Origin of the sequence: Acinetobacter sp. YH12126 (genome assembly GCF_013418745.1) — a bacterium.
GTDB classification, from domain to species: Bacteria; Pseudomonadota; Gammaproteobacteria; order Pseudomonadales; family Moraxellaceae; genus Acinetobacter; species Acinetobacter amyesii.
Genome location: NZ_VPBM01000007.1, coordinates 162,690 through 180,515 on the forward strand (window position 1 = coordinate 162,690; position 17,826 = coordinate 180,515).

Genomic DNA, 17,826 nt, shown 5'->3' on the forward strand with positions numbered 1-17,826 from the left:
TAAAGTTCAAGTTGATTAAAACAGTTGGAAATGTTGTTTCGGTGAATCTAGTTGTGATTTTTTAAGGTATACTTTGCCTAATTTAAATGAATAGATTAGGAGCACACATGACTGTAGATGTCACTGAAACCATTTCTCAAACTGTACATCCCGCGTTTCAGTTGATTCGTCAACATCATGTTGAAGCTTTAGACATTTTAGTGTCTGAATATAAACACAAAGTGACTGGCGCAGTGCATTATCACTTAGCCACAAACCATGACGAAAACGTATTTTTAGTTGCCTTCCGTACACAGCCGATGGATTCAAAAGGTGAGGCGCATATTCTTGAGCATACGGCACTGTGTGGCTCAGAAAAGTTCCCTGTACGTGACCCATTCTTTTTAATGATTCGCCGTTCACTCAATACGTTCATGAATGCGTTTACCGCAGCGGATTGGACGGCTTATCCATTTGCAACGCAAAACAAAAAAGATTTCCAAAACTTGTTAGAAGTTTATATGGATGCTGCTTTTGCTGCGAATTTGAACCCGCTTGATTTTGCGCAAGAAGGGATTCGTATTGAGCTAGAAAATGGCGAAGCGGTATATAAAGGCGTGGTATTTAATGAAATGAAAGGTGCAATGAGTTCACCTTCAGATCAGTTGTATCACCAACTTGCCCATCATTTATTCCCAGAAACAACTTATCATTACAACTCAGGCGGTGATCCGAAAGACATTCCTGACTTAAGCTATGAAGAGTTAGTAAGTTTCTACAAATCACATTATCACCCAAGTAATGCCGTGTTCATGACCTTTGGTAATGAGCCTGCATATAATTTACAAGAACAGTTTGAAACGCTTGCTTTGTCAAAATTTGAAAAAGGTCAAACGCTATATTCAAAACCTGAGCGCCGCTTAACTGCGCCTGTAACTGTAACTGAAACGTATGCAGTTGATGCTGAAGACCTCAAAGACAAAACATATCATGTGCTTTCTTGGTTATTGCCAGAAGCAAGTAATATCAAATTACGTTTAGGTATGCGTTTGGTTGAGGGTGTATTGCTTGAAGATTCTGCTTCACCATTACGTCATTACTTAGAAACCTGTGGTTATGCGCAGTCTACTGGTCCATTTATGGGCGTAGATGACTCAAACTTTGAAATGACGTTCTACTGTGCAATTCAAGGTTCCAACCCTGAGTATGCAGAACAATTTAAAAATGGCGTGTTTAAAGTATTAGAAGACGTTGCGGCTAAGCCTGTTGATCCGGCTTTAGTTGAAGCGATTTTACATCAGATTGAATTGCATCAGCGTGAAATCAATGGTGATGGCACACCATATGGCCTAAGCTTAATTCTGAATGGTTTAAGCAGTGCGATTCACCATTCAGACCCTGTAGATGTTTGGGATGTGGATACGGCCATTGAACAAGTGAAGGAAGAGTTGAAAGACCCAATGTGGTTATCTAACTTAATCAAAACATACTTGCTAGATAATCAACATCGTGTGCAATTAACTTTGGTTCCAGATGCTGAAAAAAATGCGTTGGAAGCGGCAGCAGAAAAAGCACGTTTAAAAGAAATTGATGCAAACTTAACTGAAGCGCAAAAAGCAGAGATTATTGCGCAGACTGAAGCACTGAACATTCGTCAAGATACCCCAGATGATTTGAACCTATTGCCTAAAGTAGGTTTGGAAGACGTTCCCGCACAATTACAGATTGTACAAGGTCAATTACGCGAAATTATCAGTAATGGATTGGACACACCTTTAAATCTTTACCACGCAGGCACCAATGGTCTTTATTACCAACAAGTTTTGATTCAGATTCCTGATGAAGTGGTGCAATCGCCGTATTTCAACCTCTTGTCGATTTTGATGGGTGAAGTTGGTGCAGGTGAATACGACTACTTAGAGCTACAACAGTTGCAAACAGCTGTGAGTGGCGGTTTAGGTATGGGTGCATCGCTGCGTTCAAAAGTGGACGACAAAGGTCAAATTAGTGCTTGGCTGACTCTAACCACTAAATCATTGGTGAATAATCTTGAAGCTATTCGCTTATTGAAATTGGCTTTTGAACAGCTACGTTTTGATGAGAAAAACCGTATCGTAGAGTTATTGCAACAACGTAAAGCACGTTGGCAGTCACGTGTTTCTGGCTCTGGTCATAGCTATGCAATGCAAATTGCAGGTCGTCAACATAGTGCATTGGCGTTACGTGATTATCATAATACAGGCCTAGGCGCGCTGAACTGGTTGTCAGAACTTGTCAGCAAAATTGAGCAAGACGACACGGCTTATAATGCCTTGATTGATGAGCTTAAGTTAATTCATAACCGTTTGCTTAAAGCACCAAAACAATTCTTGGTGGTGTGTGAAGAACATCATTCAGACCGATTGGTTGAGGAAGTTCAAACCATTTGGGATAAAGTGGCGATTGATGATAACCCACATGCTTTAACTCAAGTGAATTTTGCAGATAGCAACAATGACGAAGCTTGGCTCATTCAAGCCAATGTTCAGTTCTGCGCTTCAGCATATCCTGCGGTGGAAGTGTCGCATCCAGATGCAGCACCTTTGATGATTTTGGCGGCTTATTTACGTAATGGCTTCTTGCATAGTGCGATTCGTGAAAAAGGTGGTGCTTATGGTGGCGGAGCAAGCTATGACGGCAATGCATGTTCATTCCGTTTCTATAGCTACCGTGACCCACGTTTAGCTGAAACGTTTAAAGATTTTGACGCAAGTGTGCAGTGGCTACTGAATTCTGAACAACAACCTCATCAGCTAGAAGAAGCGATTTTGGGTCTAATTGCCAGCATGGATAAACCGGGGTCACCAGCGGGTGAAGCCATTACAGCTTGTTATGCTTTATTGCATAAACGCACGCCAGCTTTCCGTCAAATGTTACGTGAACGTCTTTTGAATGTGACTTTGGAAGATCTAAAACGTGTTGCTGTGGCGTACTTGGTTGAACAACAACCGACAAAAGCTGTGGTTGCACCGGTGGCTAAGCGAGATGCTTTGGTTGAGCTTGGTTTCGAAATAAAACAAGTGAATTAAAACAAAAAAGGGGTTTTTATGGCGTTCAAATCTCTTGAGCGTACGACATTGCAACTGAGCCTCATTGCGCTCAGTTCAATGTATGTCAGTACTGTAAATGCACAAAATGCGGATGTGGCTGCTAAGCCTGCAACCGCAGAAGCATGTGTGGCACTTGAGTCAAATGCAGAGCGATTATCGTGTTATGACGCTTTGTTTAAAGTGCAACCTGCTGAAAAAGAAATGTTGGTCTCTGAGCGTCAAGCCGCACAAGAAATTAAGCCTGAACCGACAGAGAAGCTAACTTTCAAAGAAAAAGTCAGTCATGCGTTTAAGGACCGTTTATTTGCTGTAGAAGCACCGAACCTCAATCCAAATCTTTCATTATTGGATAGTCGTTGGGAACTTTCTCCAGAAAGTAAATTGGGAACATGGAATATTCGCGGCTATCAACCTGTGTATTTAATGCCGGGATATTGGACGTCGGATAAAAATGAACGTCCATCTAGCCCGAATGAAAATAACACGGTACAAGCCGATCAGGAACAAAACCTAAAATCGATGGAAGCCAAGTTCCAATTGTCATTAAAAACCAAAGCTGTTGAAAACTTATTTGGTGATAATGGTGATATCTGGTTGGGCTATACCCAGTCTTCTCGTTGGCAAGTCTACAATGAAGACGAATCACGACCATTCCGTGAAACCAACTATGAGCCTGAAGCCAGTCTGGTTTTTCGTACCAACTATGAACTCTTGGGTTTGAACTGGCGTATGCTGGGCTTAACTTTTAACCATCAGTCTAATGGGCGTTCTGATCCCTTATCGCGGAGTTGGAACCGTGTCATGTTAAATCTAGGATTTGAACGTGACAATTTTGCACTGATGTTACGTCCTTGGTATCGTTTCGAAGAAGATACCAAAGATGATAACAACCCAGATATTACCGATTATGTGGGACGTGGGGATTTAACAGCATTTTATCGTCATAAAGATCATGACTTTAGTTTGATGTTACGTCATTCATTGAAAGGTGGTGATGATTCACATGGTGCTGTGCAGTTCGATTGGACTTTCCCAATCAATGGTAAATTGCGCGGCACAGTTCAATTGTTTGATGGCTATGGTGAAAGCCTGATTGACTATAACCATCGGGCAACCTATGTCGGTGTCGGTGTGTCATTAATGAATTGGTTCTAAAGATTCGCAAATAAAAAAACCACGCTACGGCGTGGTTTTTTATGACTGAGAGAAAATGTATAAATCAACCGATTTGGATCTCAGAAGGCGGGTGTTTTAAACGACTCTTCTTTGGTGTAGCAATCAGATAAGCCAGTGTTAAGGGGCCAAGACGGCCTGCGAACATCAACAACATCAGGGCGACTAAACTGGCTGGTTGTAAGTCACTGGTAATGCCACGAGATAGGCCTACTGTACAGGCAGCGGACACTGCTTCAAAGAGTAAGTCTAAAAAGCGTTTGTCAGGTTCGAGTAGCAATAGACTGAAAAAACCAATGAAAATCAACGTCACTGTAATGAAAATCACTGCTAATGCTTTGAAGGTCGTTTTTTCAGAAACAGAATGGTTAAACACACGCAGTTCGTCTTCACGTCTTAAAAAACTGACAACACTGAGCACAACAATAATAAACGTTCCAACTTTAATGCCACCGGCCGTACTGAGAGAACCACCACCAATAAACATCAGTAACATCGTGACGAGTGATGATGCATCGCTCATGCTTTCCATAGGTAAGCTGTTAAAACCCGAAGAGCGCGGAACAGTTGCATGGAACCACGCGTTGAGGGCTTGGTCACCAAGTGACATCGTGGCTAAGGTCGCAGCATTATTGGCTTCTAATAACCAAATGGTGATGAAGGCAAAGACATTTAAACCTGCAATAGTCGATAAAATCAGCTTGCTATTGGTACTGAGTTTTTTCCAACTTTTATTGCGCTTAATATCCATCAGTACCAAAAAGCCGATACCACCAATGATGTAAAGCATACTTATGGTAAAAGTAATGAAATAACGGTCAGCAAAGCTCATTAAACTATTGGGAAATAATGAAAATCCACCATTATTAAATGCAGAAACACTATAAAAGGCAGCATAAAACAGGGCCTGGTTAAAATTGTATTCTTGCATCCAAGCGATGGTCAAAATTACCGTACCTACCATTTCAAAAAATAGTGAATACAGCAGTACGCCTTTAATGGTCATGGTCACTTTGGCAAGGCTGGTTTGTCCAATGGTTTCTTGAGCCATAATTTGTTGTTTTAGCCCAATTTTAGGGGACAAACTCATAGCGGCCAATATCGCAAAGGTCATAAAGCCGAGACCGCCGCATTGTAGTAAACCCATAATCACGACTTTACCAAACACAGTATAGGCTTCGCCGACATTTACAACCGAAAGTCCTGTAATGGTTACGGCTGAGGTCGCTGTAAAGAGGGCATTGATCCAACTTAAATCGCCATGATGTGAATAAGGGAGTTTTAACAGCAAGGTGCCAATGATAATAAGCCCAAGAAAACCCAATGCCAAAATACTGGGTGGGCTGAGATTAATGGTATTACGCTGTTTATTGTGCAGTTTCATGTTTTTCTACTGTCATCTTGCGCGATTGTGTGCAAAAGGAGCACGACGCTGATTACAAAGTTGCTTTAAAGTGTTTAGCCAGTCGACGTAAATGTTCGAGTAAACCTTCAACCACTAAAATATCGCCTGTTTGTAAAATCAGGTTCGGATCTAAACTATATTGAAGCTCGGTGCCACGTTTATGCAAAATCGTCTTCACTTCTGGGACATGATCCATAATTTGATTTAAACGCGTGCCTTGTTGTGATTCTTTAATTTCAACTTTCACCAAATAATGATCATCTTCGAGCACCATGTAGCGGCTCACCATTGGATAACTCAGTGACTGGGCAACACGGACACCCATATCTTCTTCAGGATGGATGATTTTGCTGATGCCTAAATGGGTTAAAATCATGTGATGCGCTTTGGACTTGGCTTTGGCCCAAATTTTGTTGATCCCCATGTTTTTAAGATGGAGCACACATAAGATGCTGGCTTCAATATCTTCACCAATTGCGACAACGACGGCTTCACAATTTTGAATATTGAGTTCTTGTAAAACGTGCTCATCTGTTGCATCAGCAATCACTGCATGGGTCAGTTGGTCCGAAATACTTTCAACAAACTTTTTGTTGCTATCGATTCCAATGACATCGTGTTTTAAACCCATGAGTTCTGTGGCTACAGTTGCGCCAAAACTTCCTAAGCCAATCACAGCGAATTGAGCCATGCCGTATTCCTAAATTATTCTAAAGTTATTGAATATGTTGATGTTAGCTTGTTCAGCCTAGAGCGGCTATGAAAATTTACATAATCCATCTAAACCGAAAAGCTCTAATTTTTAATTTCTTCAGTGTTTTGATAGGCATAAAGTTCAGTAATGTTGGGGTAATTATACATAACTTGTTGATATTTAAGAATTTAATAGCCTAATTTATTTTTTAGAATGTATTGAAATTGATGCTGATCTTCTTTAATGACATTTAGAGTGGCTTTACGAACAAGCTCAGAATTGTTCTTTAAACGGTTTAAGCCATCGCATGAAAATTCACGGAGGATGGCTTGAACAGGTTCGGGAGCGGTTTGATCACTTAGCTCATCAAAGCGAATATAAACAATGTAATTTGGATATTGATTCAACATTTCAGCCTGCGCGGTATAGCCGTAAATATTTTCTAGATTTTGCGTACGTGACTGATTTGGAATTTGTTTCATACTTTGACGAATCTTATCTTCCTCTTGCTTAAGTTGATAAGCCGGATATACATAAAAATATCCACCTAAACCCACAATGGCGATCATTAATAAGACATAAATATTCAACTTTAATTATCCATTTTGTTTTATTTTCAATGGATTATAGGGTATGGTGAATTTAACAACAATGACGGCGTTGATGAATTAAATTGATGAATATATTCTTTTTGATGTAGAAAAGAATTGATGCAAATAAAAAAGCTGGAATCTAGATTCCAGCTCTTTTATAGAAGTCTCATTTATTTCAAGAAACGTTGATAACCCAGATTATTGGTAATCTCAACATATGGGTAGTTAATATTTTCCAATGTTTCAATCAAGCCATCTGGGTTTTGTTTCGCATCTGTTGCTTCCATACCCACCAATACACGACCTTCAGCAGCACCGTGGTTACGGTAGTGGAATAGGGTGATGTTATGGGTCGGACCAAGACGTTCTAAGAAAGTCAGCAATGCGCCTGGACGTTCGGGGAATTCCACGCGGAATAAACGTTCATTCTCGATATCTGCATGACCGCCAATTAAATAACGAATATGTAGTTTAGCCACTTCATCATCAGAAAGATCATCTACATCGTATTGGAATTTTAAAGTTTCAAAAATTTCCTGACGTTCTTTCTCGCCATTTTTGAGACTGATTCCCACAAAGACTTGAGCAGCAGAAGAATTACTAGCGCGGTAGTTAAATTCAGTGATGTTACGGCCTTGTAGTGCGCGGCAGAATTGGAGGAATGAACCTTTTTCTTCTGGAATGGTCACAGCAAAGATCGCTTCTTTGCGTTCACCCAGTTCAGTACGTTCCGCAATGTAGCGCAGACGGTCAAAGTTCATATTGGCGCCGCATACAATCGACACCATATTTTTGCCTTCTAGACCATGCTCTGCAACATACTTCTTAATACCTGCAAGCGCCATTGCACCAGATGGTTCAACAATGCTACGGCATTCATCAAAGGTATCTTTAATCGCTGCACAGATTTCATCGGTATTTACTAAAATAACATCACGCTCAACAATTGGGCCTGAGTTATCTGATTTTTGTAGCTGAATCACTTCAAATGGTTTTTCACCAATTTGTGCAACCGCTGTACCATCGGCAAAAAGACCGACAGATGGCAGAATGACACGTTCATTGGCTTCAAAGGCTGCTTTTAAACATGCTGATTCATCATATTCAACAGGAATGACTTTAACGTGAGGTGCCACATCACCTAAGTATGCGGCTACACCGGCAATAAGACCGCCACCGCCTACAGCAACAAATACATAGTCCACATCACGCCATTGACGAAGAATTTCATTGGCAATGGTTCCTTGACCGGCCATAACGAGTTCGTCGTCATAAGGTGGAATAAAGGTCATACCTTCATCTTTTGCACATTGGATTGCGTATTTATTGGCTACATCAAAAGAATCGCCATGCAGAACCACTTCACCGCCTAAGCGTTTAACCGCTTGTACTTTAATGTCTGGTGTGGTTTTAGGCATAACAATAATGGCGCGAATACCCAACTTTTTACCAGATAATGCCACGCCTTGAGCATGGTTACCTGCAGAAGCAGTAATAACGCCACGTTCCAACTGAGATTTCGGTAATTGACTAATACGGTTGTAGGCACCGCGTAGCTTGAAAGAAAAGACAGGTTGTAAATCTTCGCGTTTAAAGCGAATGTTATTGTTTAGTTTTTCACTAATTCGTGGCGCTGCTTCGAGTGGGGTTTCGATTGCAACGTCATAGACCGTTGCCTGTAATATTTGTCGAACCAAACGAGACAGCATGTTAATTTTCCATCTAACAGTTTAAAATAGGGGTTTATTGTAACAAACCCCTGTACATTTGGGCTGAAAAATCAGCGTCTAATGTCAAAAAATAGTTGAGCCAAGTTATGAGTCTGTATGCAACCCAAGATGAAAAGAAACAAGCTGCCGCAAAAGCTGCGTTAAAGCATTTGCCAAAGGGCGGTATTTTGGGTGTTGGTACAGGAAGTACTGTGAACTTCCTCATCGAATTATTGCCAGAGCTTCAACTCGAAGCTGCTGTTGCAAGTTCTGAAGCAACTGCACAACGTTTGAAAAAATTAGGCATTGAAGTGGTTGATATGAACCACGTTGGCGGTTTAGATGCCTATGTGGATGGCGCTGATGAAATCGACCGTCATATGCACATGATTAAAGGCGGCGGCGCTGCGTTGACTCGTGAAAAAATCGTTGCTTCAATTGCAAAAAAATTCGTTTGTATTGTTGATGATTCTAAATGGGTTGATCAGTTGGCACGTGAATTTCCGCTTCCTGTAGAAGTGATTCCAATGGCACGTTCTGCTGTTGCGCGTAAAATTGTTTCTTTGGGCGGTGACCCTGTATACCGTGAAGGCGTAGTAACAGATAACGGTAATGTAATTTTAGACGTACACAACTTAAATATCCTGAATGCCTTAGAGCTTGAAAAGACTTTGAATGACATTCCAGGTGTAGTGTGTAACGGTATCTTTGCATTAAACAAAGCGGATATTGCTGTTGTTGCGACCGATAACGGTATTGAAGAGCGTACTGCGGTTTAATCTGTTCTATTAGAATCCCCCCTAAAGTTCCCCTTTGATAAAGGGGGACTTTTCACCTGAATTTATTTAGGTGATTTTCCCTCCTTTGTAAAAGGAGGGTTAGGGAGGATTTAAAATTAATAAAAAATATGATCCCAAACCTTCCTGAAATTCAAATCACCCGAAAATTACGTGCCACACGCTTAAGGCTGCGTGTAGAACCAACTCAAATTAAATTAACGGTTCCCCAGTTTTGTACACAGCGCCAAGTTCAAGATTTTCTTAAACAATCGGAACAATGGATGATTGAGACATGGCAGAAGCAGCAGGAAAAAACAGGGCAGATTGATAAAACGCTTCCAGCCGAATTAAAACTATTCAATCTAGAGCAGCCTCTAAGCATTGTTTATAAAGTACAAAAAAACTCATTCATCTTAGATGAAGAAAAGCATCAGCTTTTCATCAGTGTTCGGCAGCCTGAGCAATATTTAAAAAGCTTTGTGATTGCTTATGCCAAAGAGTATTTACCAATTTATTTAAAGCAAGTGAGCAGTGAAACAGGCTTGAAATATGGTGATTGCTCAATTCGTCAGCCCAAAACCCGTTGGGGCAGCTGTTCTGCAAAGCATGACATTATGTTGAATAGTGGGCTGGTACTTTTTCCGTTGGAAATCACGCGTTATGTGGCTGTACATGAGTTAGCGCATACTAAGCACTTTGATCATAGTCTAAATTTTTGGGAGGAGGTGGAGAAGCATGATTCAAACTATAAAGATCATCGGAAAACTTTAAAAAGTGGTGTGATGCCGTGGTGGTGGTGCTAGTATATTTTTCATAAAACCTAAACTGATTGGGTGTATAGTTATGAAAAATAGAAAAATTCTGGGATTAATTTTACTTGCATATTCAGCACCAATTTTTGCAGATAGTTTTCAAGATCGGGATAGCTGGCGAAAAAAACCGAAGTAATGATGGTTGATGATATTGATCTTAAAACAGATGAGCTGATTGAGCAGGGCTATGTCCCTGTGATGAGTGAAACATTTAAAAGTGTATCTACAAATAGGGGCTACAGCGATAGCATGTGGGACCTGAAAAATAAAGGAAATCAATTGGGGGCACAAATCGTTATTTTCACTAATACGCCTGTAGAGAGTGGAAATTATTATAGGTATAGAAATTCAAAGCCAGATACATATCCGTTTTTAGTTGGTGATAATCAAAAAAGTGATTTAAATAGATATCCTGTAGGAACTATTGAGGCAGTTCCTCATCGTCTTGCGAATAGGATAGAATACTCCTCACGATATTTTTATAAATATAATTCTGTAACAGGAATTTATCCCACCATATTGTCCTCTAAGGATAAAATTAATAATGGCCTTCAGGGTGGAGTGATTGTACAAAAAGTTCAAGCTGGCTCTCCAGCTAAAGGCGTTATTTTGCCGCAGGATATTATTATAAAAATGAATGATGATAATATTAATGATGTCAGTGCATTTGTTGAAAGTTCAAACTATTTAAGAGGAAACGTTGTAAAGTTTGAAATTCTGAGAAATGGACAGAAAATACCTTTAGAAATTAGTTTGAAACAATAATATTTGGCTGGAAGTTGGGACAATTGCACTTTTCATCCAATTTAAGTTTGGTGCTTTCTGAAAATATGTTTTTTTCTTGAATTGATAAAAAGATCCGAATTGCAATAAACCCAAGCAAAACAGTTCAGAAATCCTCAACTTCCTGTCATACTACGCAGTCATCAAATGGATACTTTGAATAGAGGTAAAGAGCGTGATTTCAGTAGGTATTGTCGGCGGTACAGGTTACACAGGTGTTGAATTACTGCGTATTTTACTGCGACACCCCAATGCAGAAGTAAAAGTTTTAACTTCGCGTACTGAAAATGGCCGCCGTGTGGATGATATGTTCCCAAGCTTGCGTGGACATACAGACCTTTGCTATTCAGATCTTAATATTGAAGAACTAAAACAATGTGATGTTGTATTCTTTGCGACGCCGCATGGTGTAGCAATGAAACACGCAGAAGAGTTAGTTGCTGCAAATACTAAAGTGATTGACCTTGCTGCTGATTTCCGTTTGCAAGACTTAGCTCAATTTGAGAAATGGTATGGCCTAGACCATGCCTGTCCAGAGCTATTAAAAGATTCAGTTTATGGTTTGTCTGAATTAAACCGTGAAAAAATTCAAAAGGCTTCAGTGATTGGTAACCCAGGTTGTTACCCAACAACTGTTCAGCTCGGTTTAGCGCCAGTATTAAAAGCTGAAGGATTAGTGAAACCTGAAAGTATTATTATTGATGCAAAATCAGGTGTGTCTGGTGCAGGCCGTAAAGCCAGCCTAGGTATGATCTATTCTGAAAATGCAGATAACTTTAAAGCATATGGTGTAGCGGGTCACCGTCATCATCCTGAAATTGTAGAAGCCCTAGAAAATATTTCAGGTCAAAAAGGTGTGTTTAACGAAATTTTATTCGTACCGCATTTAGTACCGATGATTCGTGGCATGCTCAGCACTATCTATATTGATTTGACAGACGCAGGTGCTTCTGCGGATTTACAAAGCATATATGAACAGTTCTATGTCAATGAGCAGTTTGTAGATGTTATGCCTGCAGGTAGCTCACCTGAAACACGTACTGTGCGTGGTGCGAACCAATTACGTATTGCGATTTGCAAACCTCAGCCGAAAAAATTAGTGATTTTGGTGGCTCAAGACAACTTGGTGAAAGGTGCAGCAGGTCAAGCCGTACAAAATATGAACTTGATGTTTAGTTTTGCTGAAAATGCAGGACTTCAAGGCATTGGTTTATTACCATAAGAAACGATTTAAAACTTCACACACATTTAAAACTGGATTTAAATGTGTGCCTTGAGTGAACTAAAAATAAGAGATGACGATGTCGAATACAGAATCTAATTTCAAGTCAGAACCTGAAAACAGTGAAAAAACGCCTTTTATGAAGACGAATATGCCACTGGCGATTGGTGCAGTTGTACTTGCATTGAGCAGCGGTTTTCTCGGATATAGTATCGGTCATCGTCAGGGCTTAACTGTGGTCGGATATGATGCAGATGCAGAGCAACTTGTTGATGTAGTGCAAAAGCAAAAAACTGAATTAGCAGGCCTGAATAAAAGTTTGAATGCGGCAATCCAAGAGCGTGATGTCGCTGTAAGTAATTCAAATGATTTATATTTGGCTGTTAAAAAAGCACGTGATGATCAAGAGTTAACAGGTAATTTGGGTGTTTTGTATCGTGAAGTATTGCGCCAACGTGGTGGTATGCCGCTTGCAGTACAACATTTAGCGATTAAACCATTACCTGAAAATGCGTATGAATACCAACTTGATCTCGTTCAAGTAAGTCCGTCAAAAAGTAATGTATCTGGAAGTGTTGAGCTGCGTCTAATTAAGGGTACAGAAGTACTTGTAGTGCCTTTAGAAGACAAAAACTTTAACTTTAGTGAAAGTGAACGACTCACTGGACGTTGGACCATGCCAAAAGGCTTCAGTCCAGACTTTATTGAAGTGCGTTTAACCGGTTCTAAACCCGTTATTCGCCGTTTTAGCTGGTCGAAAGGTCAGCCTGTTGAAAATCAATCTGCCTTCCTTTCAGAAATTCCTCAAACTGAAGCAAGTGCAAACTAAGTGTGAAACCTAAATCCTATGCGAACCAATAAGCGTCAAACGTGTTTATCTGACATTAAAAATTCATTTTACCAATCTGGTTTAGTGGACTGGCATCTAAACCCGACTCTCAGCCAAGGTACGCAGGATGATGGTGATTCAGACATTCAAGTATTGACTGCGCCACCTGAGTTAAAGCGTCCTCCTATGTATGCTGTCGTTTTAATGAACGATGATTACACCCCAATGGACTTTGTAATTGAAATTTTACAACAATACTTTGCTTTGAATCTTGACCAAGCCACTCAAGTAATGCTAACTGTACATTATGAAGGAAAGGGTGTTGCAGGGGTTTATCCGCGAGACATCGCAGAGACTAAAGCAAATCAGGTCAATAATTACGCTCGGTCGCAAAGTCATCCATTACTTTGTCAGATTGAGCCAAAAGATTAATAAGGGGATTACATGCTCAGTCGTCAATTAGAAGTATCACTACGTTTGGCTGTCAGCATGGCTCGTCAAAAGAGACATGAATTTTTGACGGTAGAACATTTATTATTGGCTTTACTGGATAATGATTCCGCTGTTAATGCATTGAAAGCATGTGGCGCAGACATTATTGTACTTCGCAAAGAACTTGAAGAATACGTAGAACAACATACCCCTAAGCTTGGCGAAAAAAGCGATCAAGCGCCACATCCTACAGAAAGTTTTGATCGTATTTTGCAGCGTGCAATTTTCCATGTGCAATCGAGTGGTAATGACCGCACTGTAGAAGGTGCAGACATTTTAGTTGCGATGTATTCAGAGCGTGATTCATTTGCGGTGTATTTACTTAAACGCCATCAAATCAACCGTTTGACATTAACGCAGTACTTGTCTCATGGCACACGTAAAGATGAAGTTCAAGCTGAAGAGGAAATTGAAGAGCTCGATGGTGAAAACACCACGTCTTCAAATTCTGGCCCATTAGAGCTATATACGACCAATCTGAATGTTGAAGCTCAAAAAGGCAAAACAGATCCACTGATTGGTCGTGAAAAAGAGATTGAACGTACAGCTCAAATTCTATGCCGTCGCCGTAAAAATAACCCACTTTTGGTGGGTGATCCGGGTGTAGGTAAAACTTCGATTGCTGAAGGTTTGGCTTGGCTCATTGTAAATGGCAAAGCTCCTAAACCGCTTGAAAATGCAGAAGTATTTAGTTTAGACATTGGTGCTTTAGTTGCAGGAACTAAATACCGTGGTGATTTTGAAAAGCGTTTAAAACAACTGTTAAATGCATTGAAGAAAAAGCCCGAAGCTATTTTATTTATTGATGAAATTCATATGATCATCGGTGCAGGCTCAAGTATGGGCAGCACGATGGATGCATCGAACCTCATCAAACCAGCTTTGGCGAATGGTACTTTACGTTGTATCGGTTCAACGACTTTCCAAGAATACCGTCAAGTTTTTGAAAAAGATCATGCATTATCTCGTCGTTTCCAAAAAATTGATGTCAATGAACCATCTATTTCAGAAACGATTGATATTCTGCGTGGCTTAAAAGGCAAATTTGAAGAATTCCATCATGTGAAATACGAAGATCAAGCGTTGGTTTCTGCGGTAGAACTATCTGCGAAATTTATCAATGATCGTTTCTTGCCTGATAAAGCCATTGATGTGATTGATGAGGCGGGTGCACAGCGTCGTTTAAAAGCTGAGCAAGATGATACAGTCATTTCAGTTGAAAACATTGAAGATATCGTTTCGAAAATTGCGCGTATTCCACCAAAAACTGTCTCTAAAGATGACAAGAGCGTTCTTGAAAATCTAGAGCGTGATCTGAAACGTGTGGTGTTTGGTCAAGATGAAGCGATTGAAGCGCTTGCATCTGCGATTAAATTATCTCGTGCAGGTCTTAAAGCACCAGATAAGCCAGTGGGTAATTTTGTCTTTGCTGGTCCTACAGGTGTGGGTAAAACTGAAGTCACTAAGCAATTGGCAAAATTATTAGGCGTTGAACTTGTACGTTTCGATATGTCGGAATACATGGAACGTCATGCCGTATCTCGTTTAATTGGTGCGCCTCCGGGTTATGTAGGTTTTGATCAAGGTGGTTTGTTGACCGACGCGATTCATAAGAATCCGCATTGCGTACTTTTACTAGACGAAATTGAGAAAGCACATCCAGATGTCTTTAATTTGTTATTACAAATTATGGATCATGGTTCATTAACGGATAACAATGGTCGTAAGTCTGACTTCCGTAACGTCGTGTTAGTGCTGACTACAAATATTGGTGCGGAATCAATTTCACGTGTGAGCATTGGTTTCATGGATCAAGATAACAGTAATGACAACCAAGACGCGATGAAAAAAGCCTTCTCTCCAGAGTTCCGTAACCGTTTAGATGGTGTCATTCAATTTAAAGCATTGCCAACAACCGTTATTGAAAGTGTGGTTGATAAGTTCTTAACAGAGCTTCAGGCACAGTTAGATGATAAGAAAGTGGTTCTTGAAGTTGATCAAGATGCACGCGAATGGATGGCCGAGCAAGGATATGATCGCTTGATGGGCGCGCGTCCAATGCAGCGTTTAATCCAAGAGCATTTGAAAAAACCGCTTGCTGAAATGATTTTGTTTGGTGAACTTGCGGAACATGGCGGCAATGTTGCTGTTTCAGTGAAGAAAGAAAATGGCAAAGCTGTGGGCTTAAAACTCGAAGTGTTTGAAGACCAAACCGCTGAACCTGCTTAAGTAATTTAATTAACGAAAAACCCGTGCTTGCACGGGTTTTTTATATTTATTCGACGCTAGATTTGGGTTTCTCAATGATGGACATACCATTAACAAAAGTGCTGACCACATTTGGTTTATTTGCACTGACAGCACTGATGGAAATTTTAGGCTGTTACTTCCCATATTTGATTTTAAATCAGCAAAAATCGCAGTGGTTATGGATTCCAACAGCGCTTGCATTGGCTGCATTTGTTTGGTTATTGACGTTGCATCCAGCAGCTTCGGGTCGTATCTATGCAGCCTATGGCGGAATCTACATTTTCTCTGCATTGCTGTGGTTGCGTTTTGTCGATCACGTAGTTCTAACACGTTGGGATATGCTAGGTGGCGTCATTGTGTTGGTGGGCGCAGCTGTGATTGTATTACAGCCTCAAGGTTTAATTCGTTAAGTTAAACAATGCAAAAGTTAAACCAAGAGCTGTAAGAAATTAGATATTTATTTAAATTTGCACTCTGTATTTTTAATGATAATTTCGTATTGATTGCTACCCGAGCTTAGATCCATTTCAATTTTATATGGATTAACACGTTGAAATTGATGCTCGAATAGTAATTCACAGTTTTGGAGTGAATTATGCTTGATGAGTTGCTTCACCTTATGTTCACCGACTGATTGTTCAAATTGCGCAAAATCAGGGGTAGTGATAATACCATCAATTTCAATCTTATCCGCTTCAATTTCCATTTTTTCCATCAACATATTCTGATCAACTTGATAGGGAAGAGTGCGTGAATCTTCATCACTAATGGCAGCCAGTATTTCGTTTAAACCTGTTTTATTTTTAATTTTAAAATTGCTATCTAAAATCTGATTTTTCACCAAGTATTGATCTAATTCACTTGGTTCACCAGCAAAGCTAAAAGTAGATAAGCTCAATCCAAGAGCCAATAAGCAAATATTTCTTAAACGCATAATCTTAATCACTTATAAAAGTTATGGTTTTATTAAAGCATGCAAAAACAAAAAAAGCACCCGAAGGTGCTTCATTTATCTAAGTAAAACCTTAGTCTTTTTTAAGATTTTCGTTAATTAAGAATTCAACAAGTGCTTTTTGTGCATGTAAGCGATTTTCAGCTTCATCCCAAACCACAGCATTTTTGTGGTCAAGCATATTTTCAGAAATTTCTTCGCCACGATGCGCAGGTAAGCAGTGCATAAATAGGCAGTCAGCGTGAGCAAGATCCATCAGGCGTTCATTCACTTGATAATCAGCAAACGCTTTTTCACGAATTTTTTGCTCTTCTTCTTGGCCCATACTTGCCCAAACATCTGTAACGATTAAATCTGCATTAACTGCAGCATCTTCGGCAGAATCAACAAGTTCCACACAGTGTGCAAATTCAGATAGAAATTCTGCTTTAGGTTCATAGCCCTTAGGTGCAGCGATTTTTAATTTAAAGCCCCACATATGAGCAGCTTCAATATATGAGTTACACATATTGTTGCCATCACCAATCCAAGCAACAGTTTTACCTTCAATAGAACCACGGTGTTCAACGAATGTTTGAACATCGGCAAGTAATTGGCAAGGGTGGTGATCATCTGTTAATGCATTGATGACAGGAACTTTTGAATAAGAAGCAAAACGTTCAACAATGTCATGACCAAAAGTACGAATCATCACAATATCAAGCATGCTTGAAATCACGCGTGCAGAATCTTCTACTGGCTCGCCACGCCCTAATTGAGAGTCGCGAGATGAAAGGAAAATTGCACTACCACCAAATTGGCTCATTCCTGCTTCAAACGATACACGTGTACGGGTGCTCGATTTCTCAAAAATCATGCCCATGACTTTACCAACGAAAGGTTGGAAAACTTCATTGTTATGCTGTTTGCGCTTGAGTTCGATACCGCGCTGTACAATTTGATTAAGTTCTAAAGTCGATAAATCGCGTAAAGTTAGAAAGTGACGTAGAGCCATTGTTACTCCACAATAATTGCTGAATCAAAAAACAAAACAACAATTAGTTGTTGGTTGGTTAGAGAAAAAGG

16 protein-coding genes are annotated in these 17,826 nt (G+C 40.0%); 10 read left to right on the top strand and 6 right to left on the bottom strand.

What is annotated here, in order from left to right; translation table 11 throughout:
- Positions 1-107 precede the first annotated feature (107 nt).
- A complete protein-coding gene (locus FTU62_RS06765; protein WP_180102245.1) occupies positions 108-3,047 on the top strand; it encodes an insulinase family protein in 2,940 nt (979 codons plus the stop codon).
- Positions 3,048-3,065: 18 nt separating this feature from the next.
- On the top strand, positions 3,066-4,223 hold the full coding sequence (locus tag FTU62_RS06770; RefSeq protein ID WP_180102246.1) for a phospholipase A: 1,158 nt from the start codon (positions 3,066-3,068) through the stop codon (positions 4,221-4,223).
- A 64-nt stretch (positions 4,224-4,287) separates the two neighbouring features.
- Here the strand turns inward: FTU62_RS06770 and FTU62_RS06775 are convergent, their stop codons facing one another.
- From FTU62_RS06775 to ilvA, 4 genes are all read right to left on the bottom strand, one after another.
- On the bottom strand, positions 4,288-5,625 hold the full coding sequence (locus tag FTU62_RS06775; RefSeq protein ID WP_168378596.1) for a TrkH family potassium uptake protein: 1,338 nt from the start codon (positions 5,623-5,625) through the stop codon (positions 4,288-4,290).
- 52 nt (positions 5,626-5,677) lie between these two features.
- The gene (locus FTU62_RS06780; RefSeq protein WP_078188649.1) at positions 5,678-6,337 is read right to left on the bottom strand and encodes a TrkA family potassium uptake protein; all 660 of its coding nucleotides are present in this window, start codon (positions 6,335-6,337) and stop codon (positions 5,678-5,680) included.
- Positions 6,338-6,528: 191 nt separating this feature from the next.
- Entirely contained in the window at positions 6,529-6,930 is a 402-nt protein-coding gene (locus FTU62_RS06785) for a hypothetical protein (RefSeq protein ID WP_180102247.1), read from the bottom strand.
- A 173-nt stretch (positions 6,931-7,103) separates the two neighbouring features.
- Entirely contained in the window at positions 7,104-8,642 is a 1,539-nt protein-coding gene (gene ilvA / locus FTU62_RS06790) for a threonine ammonia-lyase, biosynthetic (protein WP_180102248.1), read from the bottom strand.
- 107 nt (positions 8,643-8,749) lie between these two features.
- Here ilvA and rpiA point away from each other — a divergent pair, with 107 nt between their 5' ends.
- From rpiA to FTU62_RS06830, 8 genes are all read left to right on the top strand, one after another.
- The gene (gene rpiA, locus FTU62_RS06795; protein WP_078188646.1) at positions 8,750-9,421 is read left to right on the top strand and encodes a ribose-5-phosphate isomerase RpiA; all 672 of its coding nucleotides are present in this window, start codon (positions 8,750-8,752) and stop codon (positions 9,419-9,421) included.
- Positions 9,422-9,549: 128 nt separating this feature from the next.
- Positions 9,550-10,224 (top strand): SprT family zinc-dependent metalloprotease, encoded by a 675-nt coding sequence (locus FTU62_RS06800; protein WP_180102249.1) that lies wholly within the window; start codon positions 9,550-9,552, stop codon positions 10,222-10,224.
- Between the two features lie 144 nt (positions 10,225-10,368).
- The gene (locus tag FTU62_RS06805) at positions 10,369-10,998 is read left to right on the top strand and encodes a PDZ domain-containing protein (protein WP_180102250.1); all 630 of its coding nucleotides are present in this window, start codon (positions 10,369-10,371) and stop codon (positions 10,996-10,998) included.
- A gap of 193 nt (positions 10,999-11,191) precedes the next feature.
- Complete coding sequence (argC, locus tag FTU62_RS06810; RefSeq protein WP_180102251.1) at positions 11,192-12,238, top strand: N-acetyl-gamma-glutamyl-phosphate reductase; 1,047 nt, start codon at positions 11,192-11,194, stop codon at positions 12,236-12,238.
- A gap of 79 nt (positions 12,239-12,317) precedes the next feature.
- Positions 12,318-13,067, top strand: a complete 750-nt coding sequence (locus tag FTU62_RS06815) for a hypothetical protein (RefSeq protein WP_180102252.1) — start codon at positions 12,318-12,320, stop codon at positions 13,065-13,067.
- Between the two features lie 18 nt (positions 13,068-13,085).
- The gene (gene clpS / locus FTU62_RS06820; RefSeq protein ID WP_078188641.1) at positions 13,086-13,499 is read left to right on the top strand and encodes an ATP-dependent Clp protease adapter ClpS; all 414 of its coding nucleotides are present in this window, start codon (positions 13,086-13,088) and stop codon (positions 13,497-13,499) included.
- Between the two features lie 12 nt (positions 13,500-13,511).
- A complete protein-coding gene (gene clpA / locus FTU62_RS06825) occupies positions 13,512-15,788 on the top strand; it encodes an ATP-dependent Clp protease ATP-binding subunit ClpA (RefSeq protein ID WP_180023758.1) in 2,277 nt (758 codons plus the stop codon).
- Positions 15,789-15,865: 77 nt separating this feature from the next.
- Positions 15,866-16,219, top strand: coding sequence for a YnfA family protein (locus FTU62_RS06830; protein WP_111883867.1), 354 nt, complete (start codon positions 15,866-15,868; stop codon positions 16,217-16,219).
- A 47-nt stretch (positions 16,220-16,266) separates the two neighbouring features.
- Here FTU62_RS06830 and FTU62_RS06835 read toward each other — a convergent pair whose 3' ends face one another.
- Together FTU62_RS06835 and argF are read right to left on the bottom strand one after the other, a co-directional pair.
- Entirely contained in the window at positions 16,267-16,743 is a 477-nt protein-coding gene (locus FTU62_RS06835) for a hypothetical protein (RefSeq protein WP_180005563.1), read from the bottom strand.
- Between the two features lie 91 nt (positions 16,744-16,834).
- Positions 16,835-17,755, bottom strand: coding sequence for an ornithine carbamoyltransferase (gene argF, locus FTU62_RS06840; protein ID WP_078193464.1), 921 nt, complete (start codon positions 17,753-17,755; stop codon positions 16,835-16,837).
- Positions 17,756-17,826 lie beyond the last annotated feature (71 nt).

Excerpts from the sequence above, each read along its gene's own strand:
- FTU62_RS06765 (WP_180102245.1), top strand. The coding sequence starts at position 108 with ATGACTGTAGATGTCACTGAAACCATTTCTCAAACTGTACATCCCGCG.
- FTU62_RS06770 (WP_180102246.1), top strand. The coding sequence starts at position 3,066 with ATGGCGTTCAAATCTCTTGAGCGTACGACATTGCAACTGAGCCTCATT.
- FTU62_RS06775 (WP_168378596.1), bottom strand. The coding sequence starts at position 5,625 with ATGAAACTGCACAATAAACAGCGTAATACCATTAATCTCAGCCCACCC.
- FTU62_RS06780 (WP_078188649.1), bottom strand. The coding sequence starts at position 6,337 with ATGGCTCAATTCGCTGTGATTGGCTTAGGAAGTTTTGGCGCAACTGTA.
- ilvA (WP_180102248.1), bottom strand. The coding sequence starts at position 8,642 with ATGCTGTCTCGTTTGGTTCGACAAATATTACAGGCAACGGTCTATGAC.
- rpiA (WP_078188646.1), top strand. The coding sequence starts at position 8,750 with ATGAGTCTGTATGCAACCCAAGATGAAAAGAAACAAGCTGCCGCAAAA.
- FTU62_RS06800 (WP_180102249.1), top strand. The coding sequence starts at position 9,550 with ATGATCCCAAACCTTCCTGAAATTCAAATCACCCGAAAATTACGTGCC.
- FTU62_RS06805 (WP_180102250.1), top strand. The coding sequence starts at position 10,369 with ATGATGGTTGATGATATTGATCTTAAAACAGATGAGCTGATTGAGCAG.
- FTU62_RS06815 (WP_180102252.1), top strand. The coding sequence starts at position 12,318 with ATGTCGAATACAGAATCTAATTTCAAGTCAGAACCTGAAAACAGTGAA.
- clpS (WP_078188641.1), top strand. The coding sequence starts at position 13,086 with ATGCGAACCAATAAGCGTCAAACGTGTTTATCTGACATTAAAAATTCA.
- clpA (WP_180023758.1), top strand. The coding sequence starts at position 13,512 with ATGCTCAGTCGTCAATTAGAAGTATCACTACGTTTGGCTGTCAGCATG.
- FTU62_RS06830 (WP_111883867.1), top strand. The coding sequence starts at position 15,866 with ATGGACATACCATTAACAAAAGTGCTGACCACATTTGGTTTATTTGCA.
- FTU62_RS06835 (WP_180005563.1), bottom strand. The coding sequence starts at position 16,743 with ATGCGTTTAAGAAATATTTGCTTATTGGCTCTTGGATTGAGCTTATCT.
- argF (WP_078193464.1), bottom strand. The coding sequence starts at position 17,755 with ATGGCTCTACGTCACTTTCTAACTTTACGCGATTTATCGACTTTAGAA.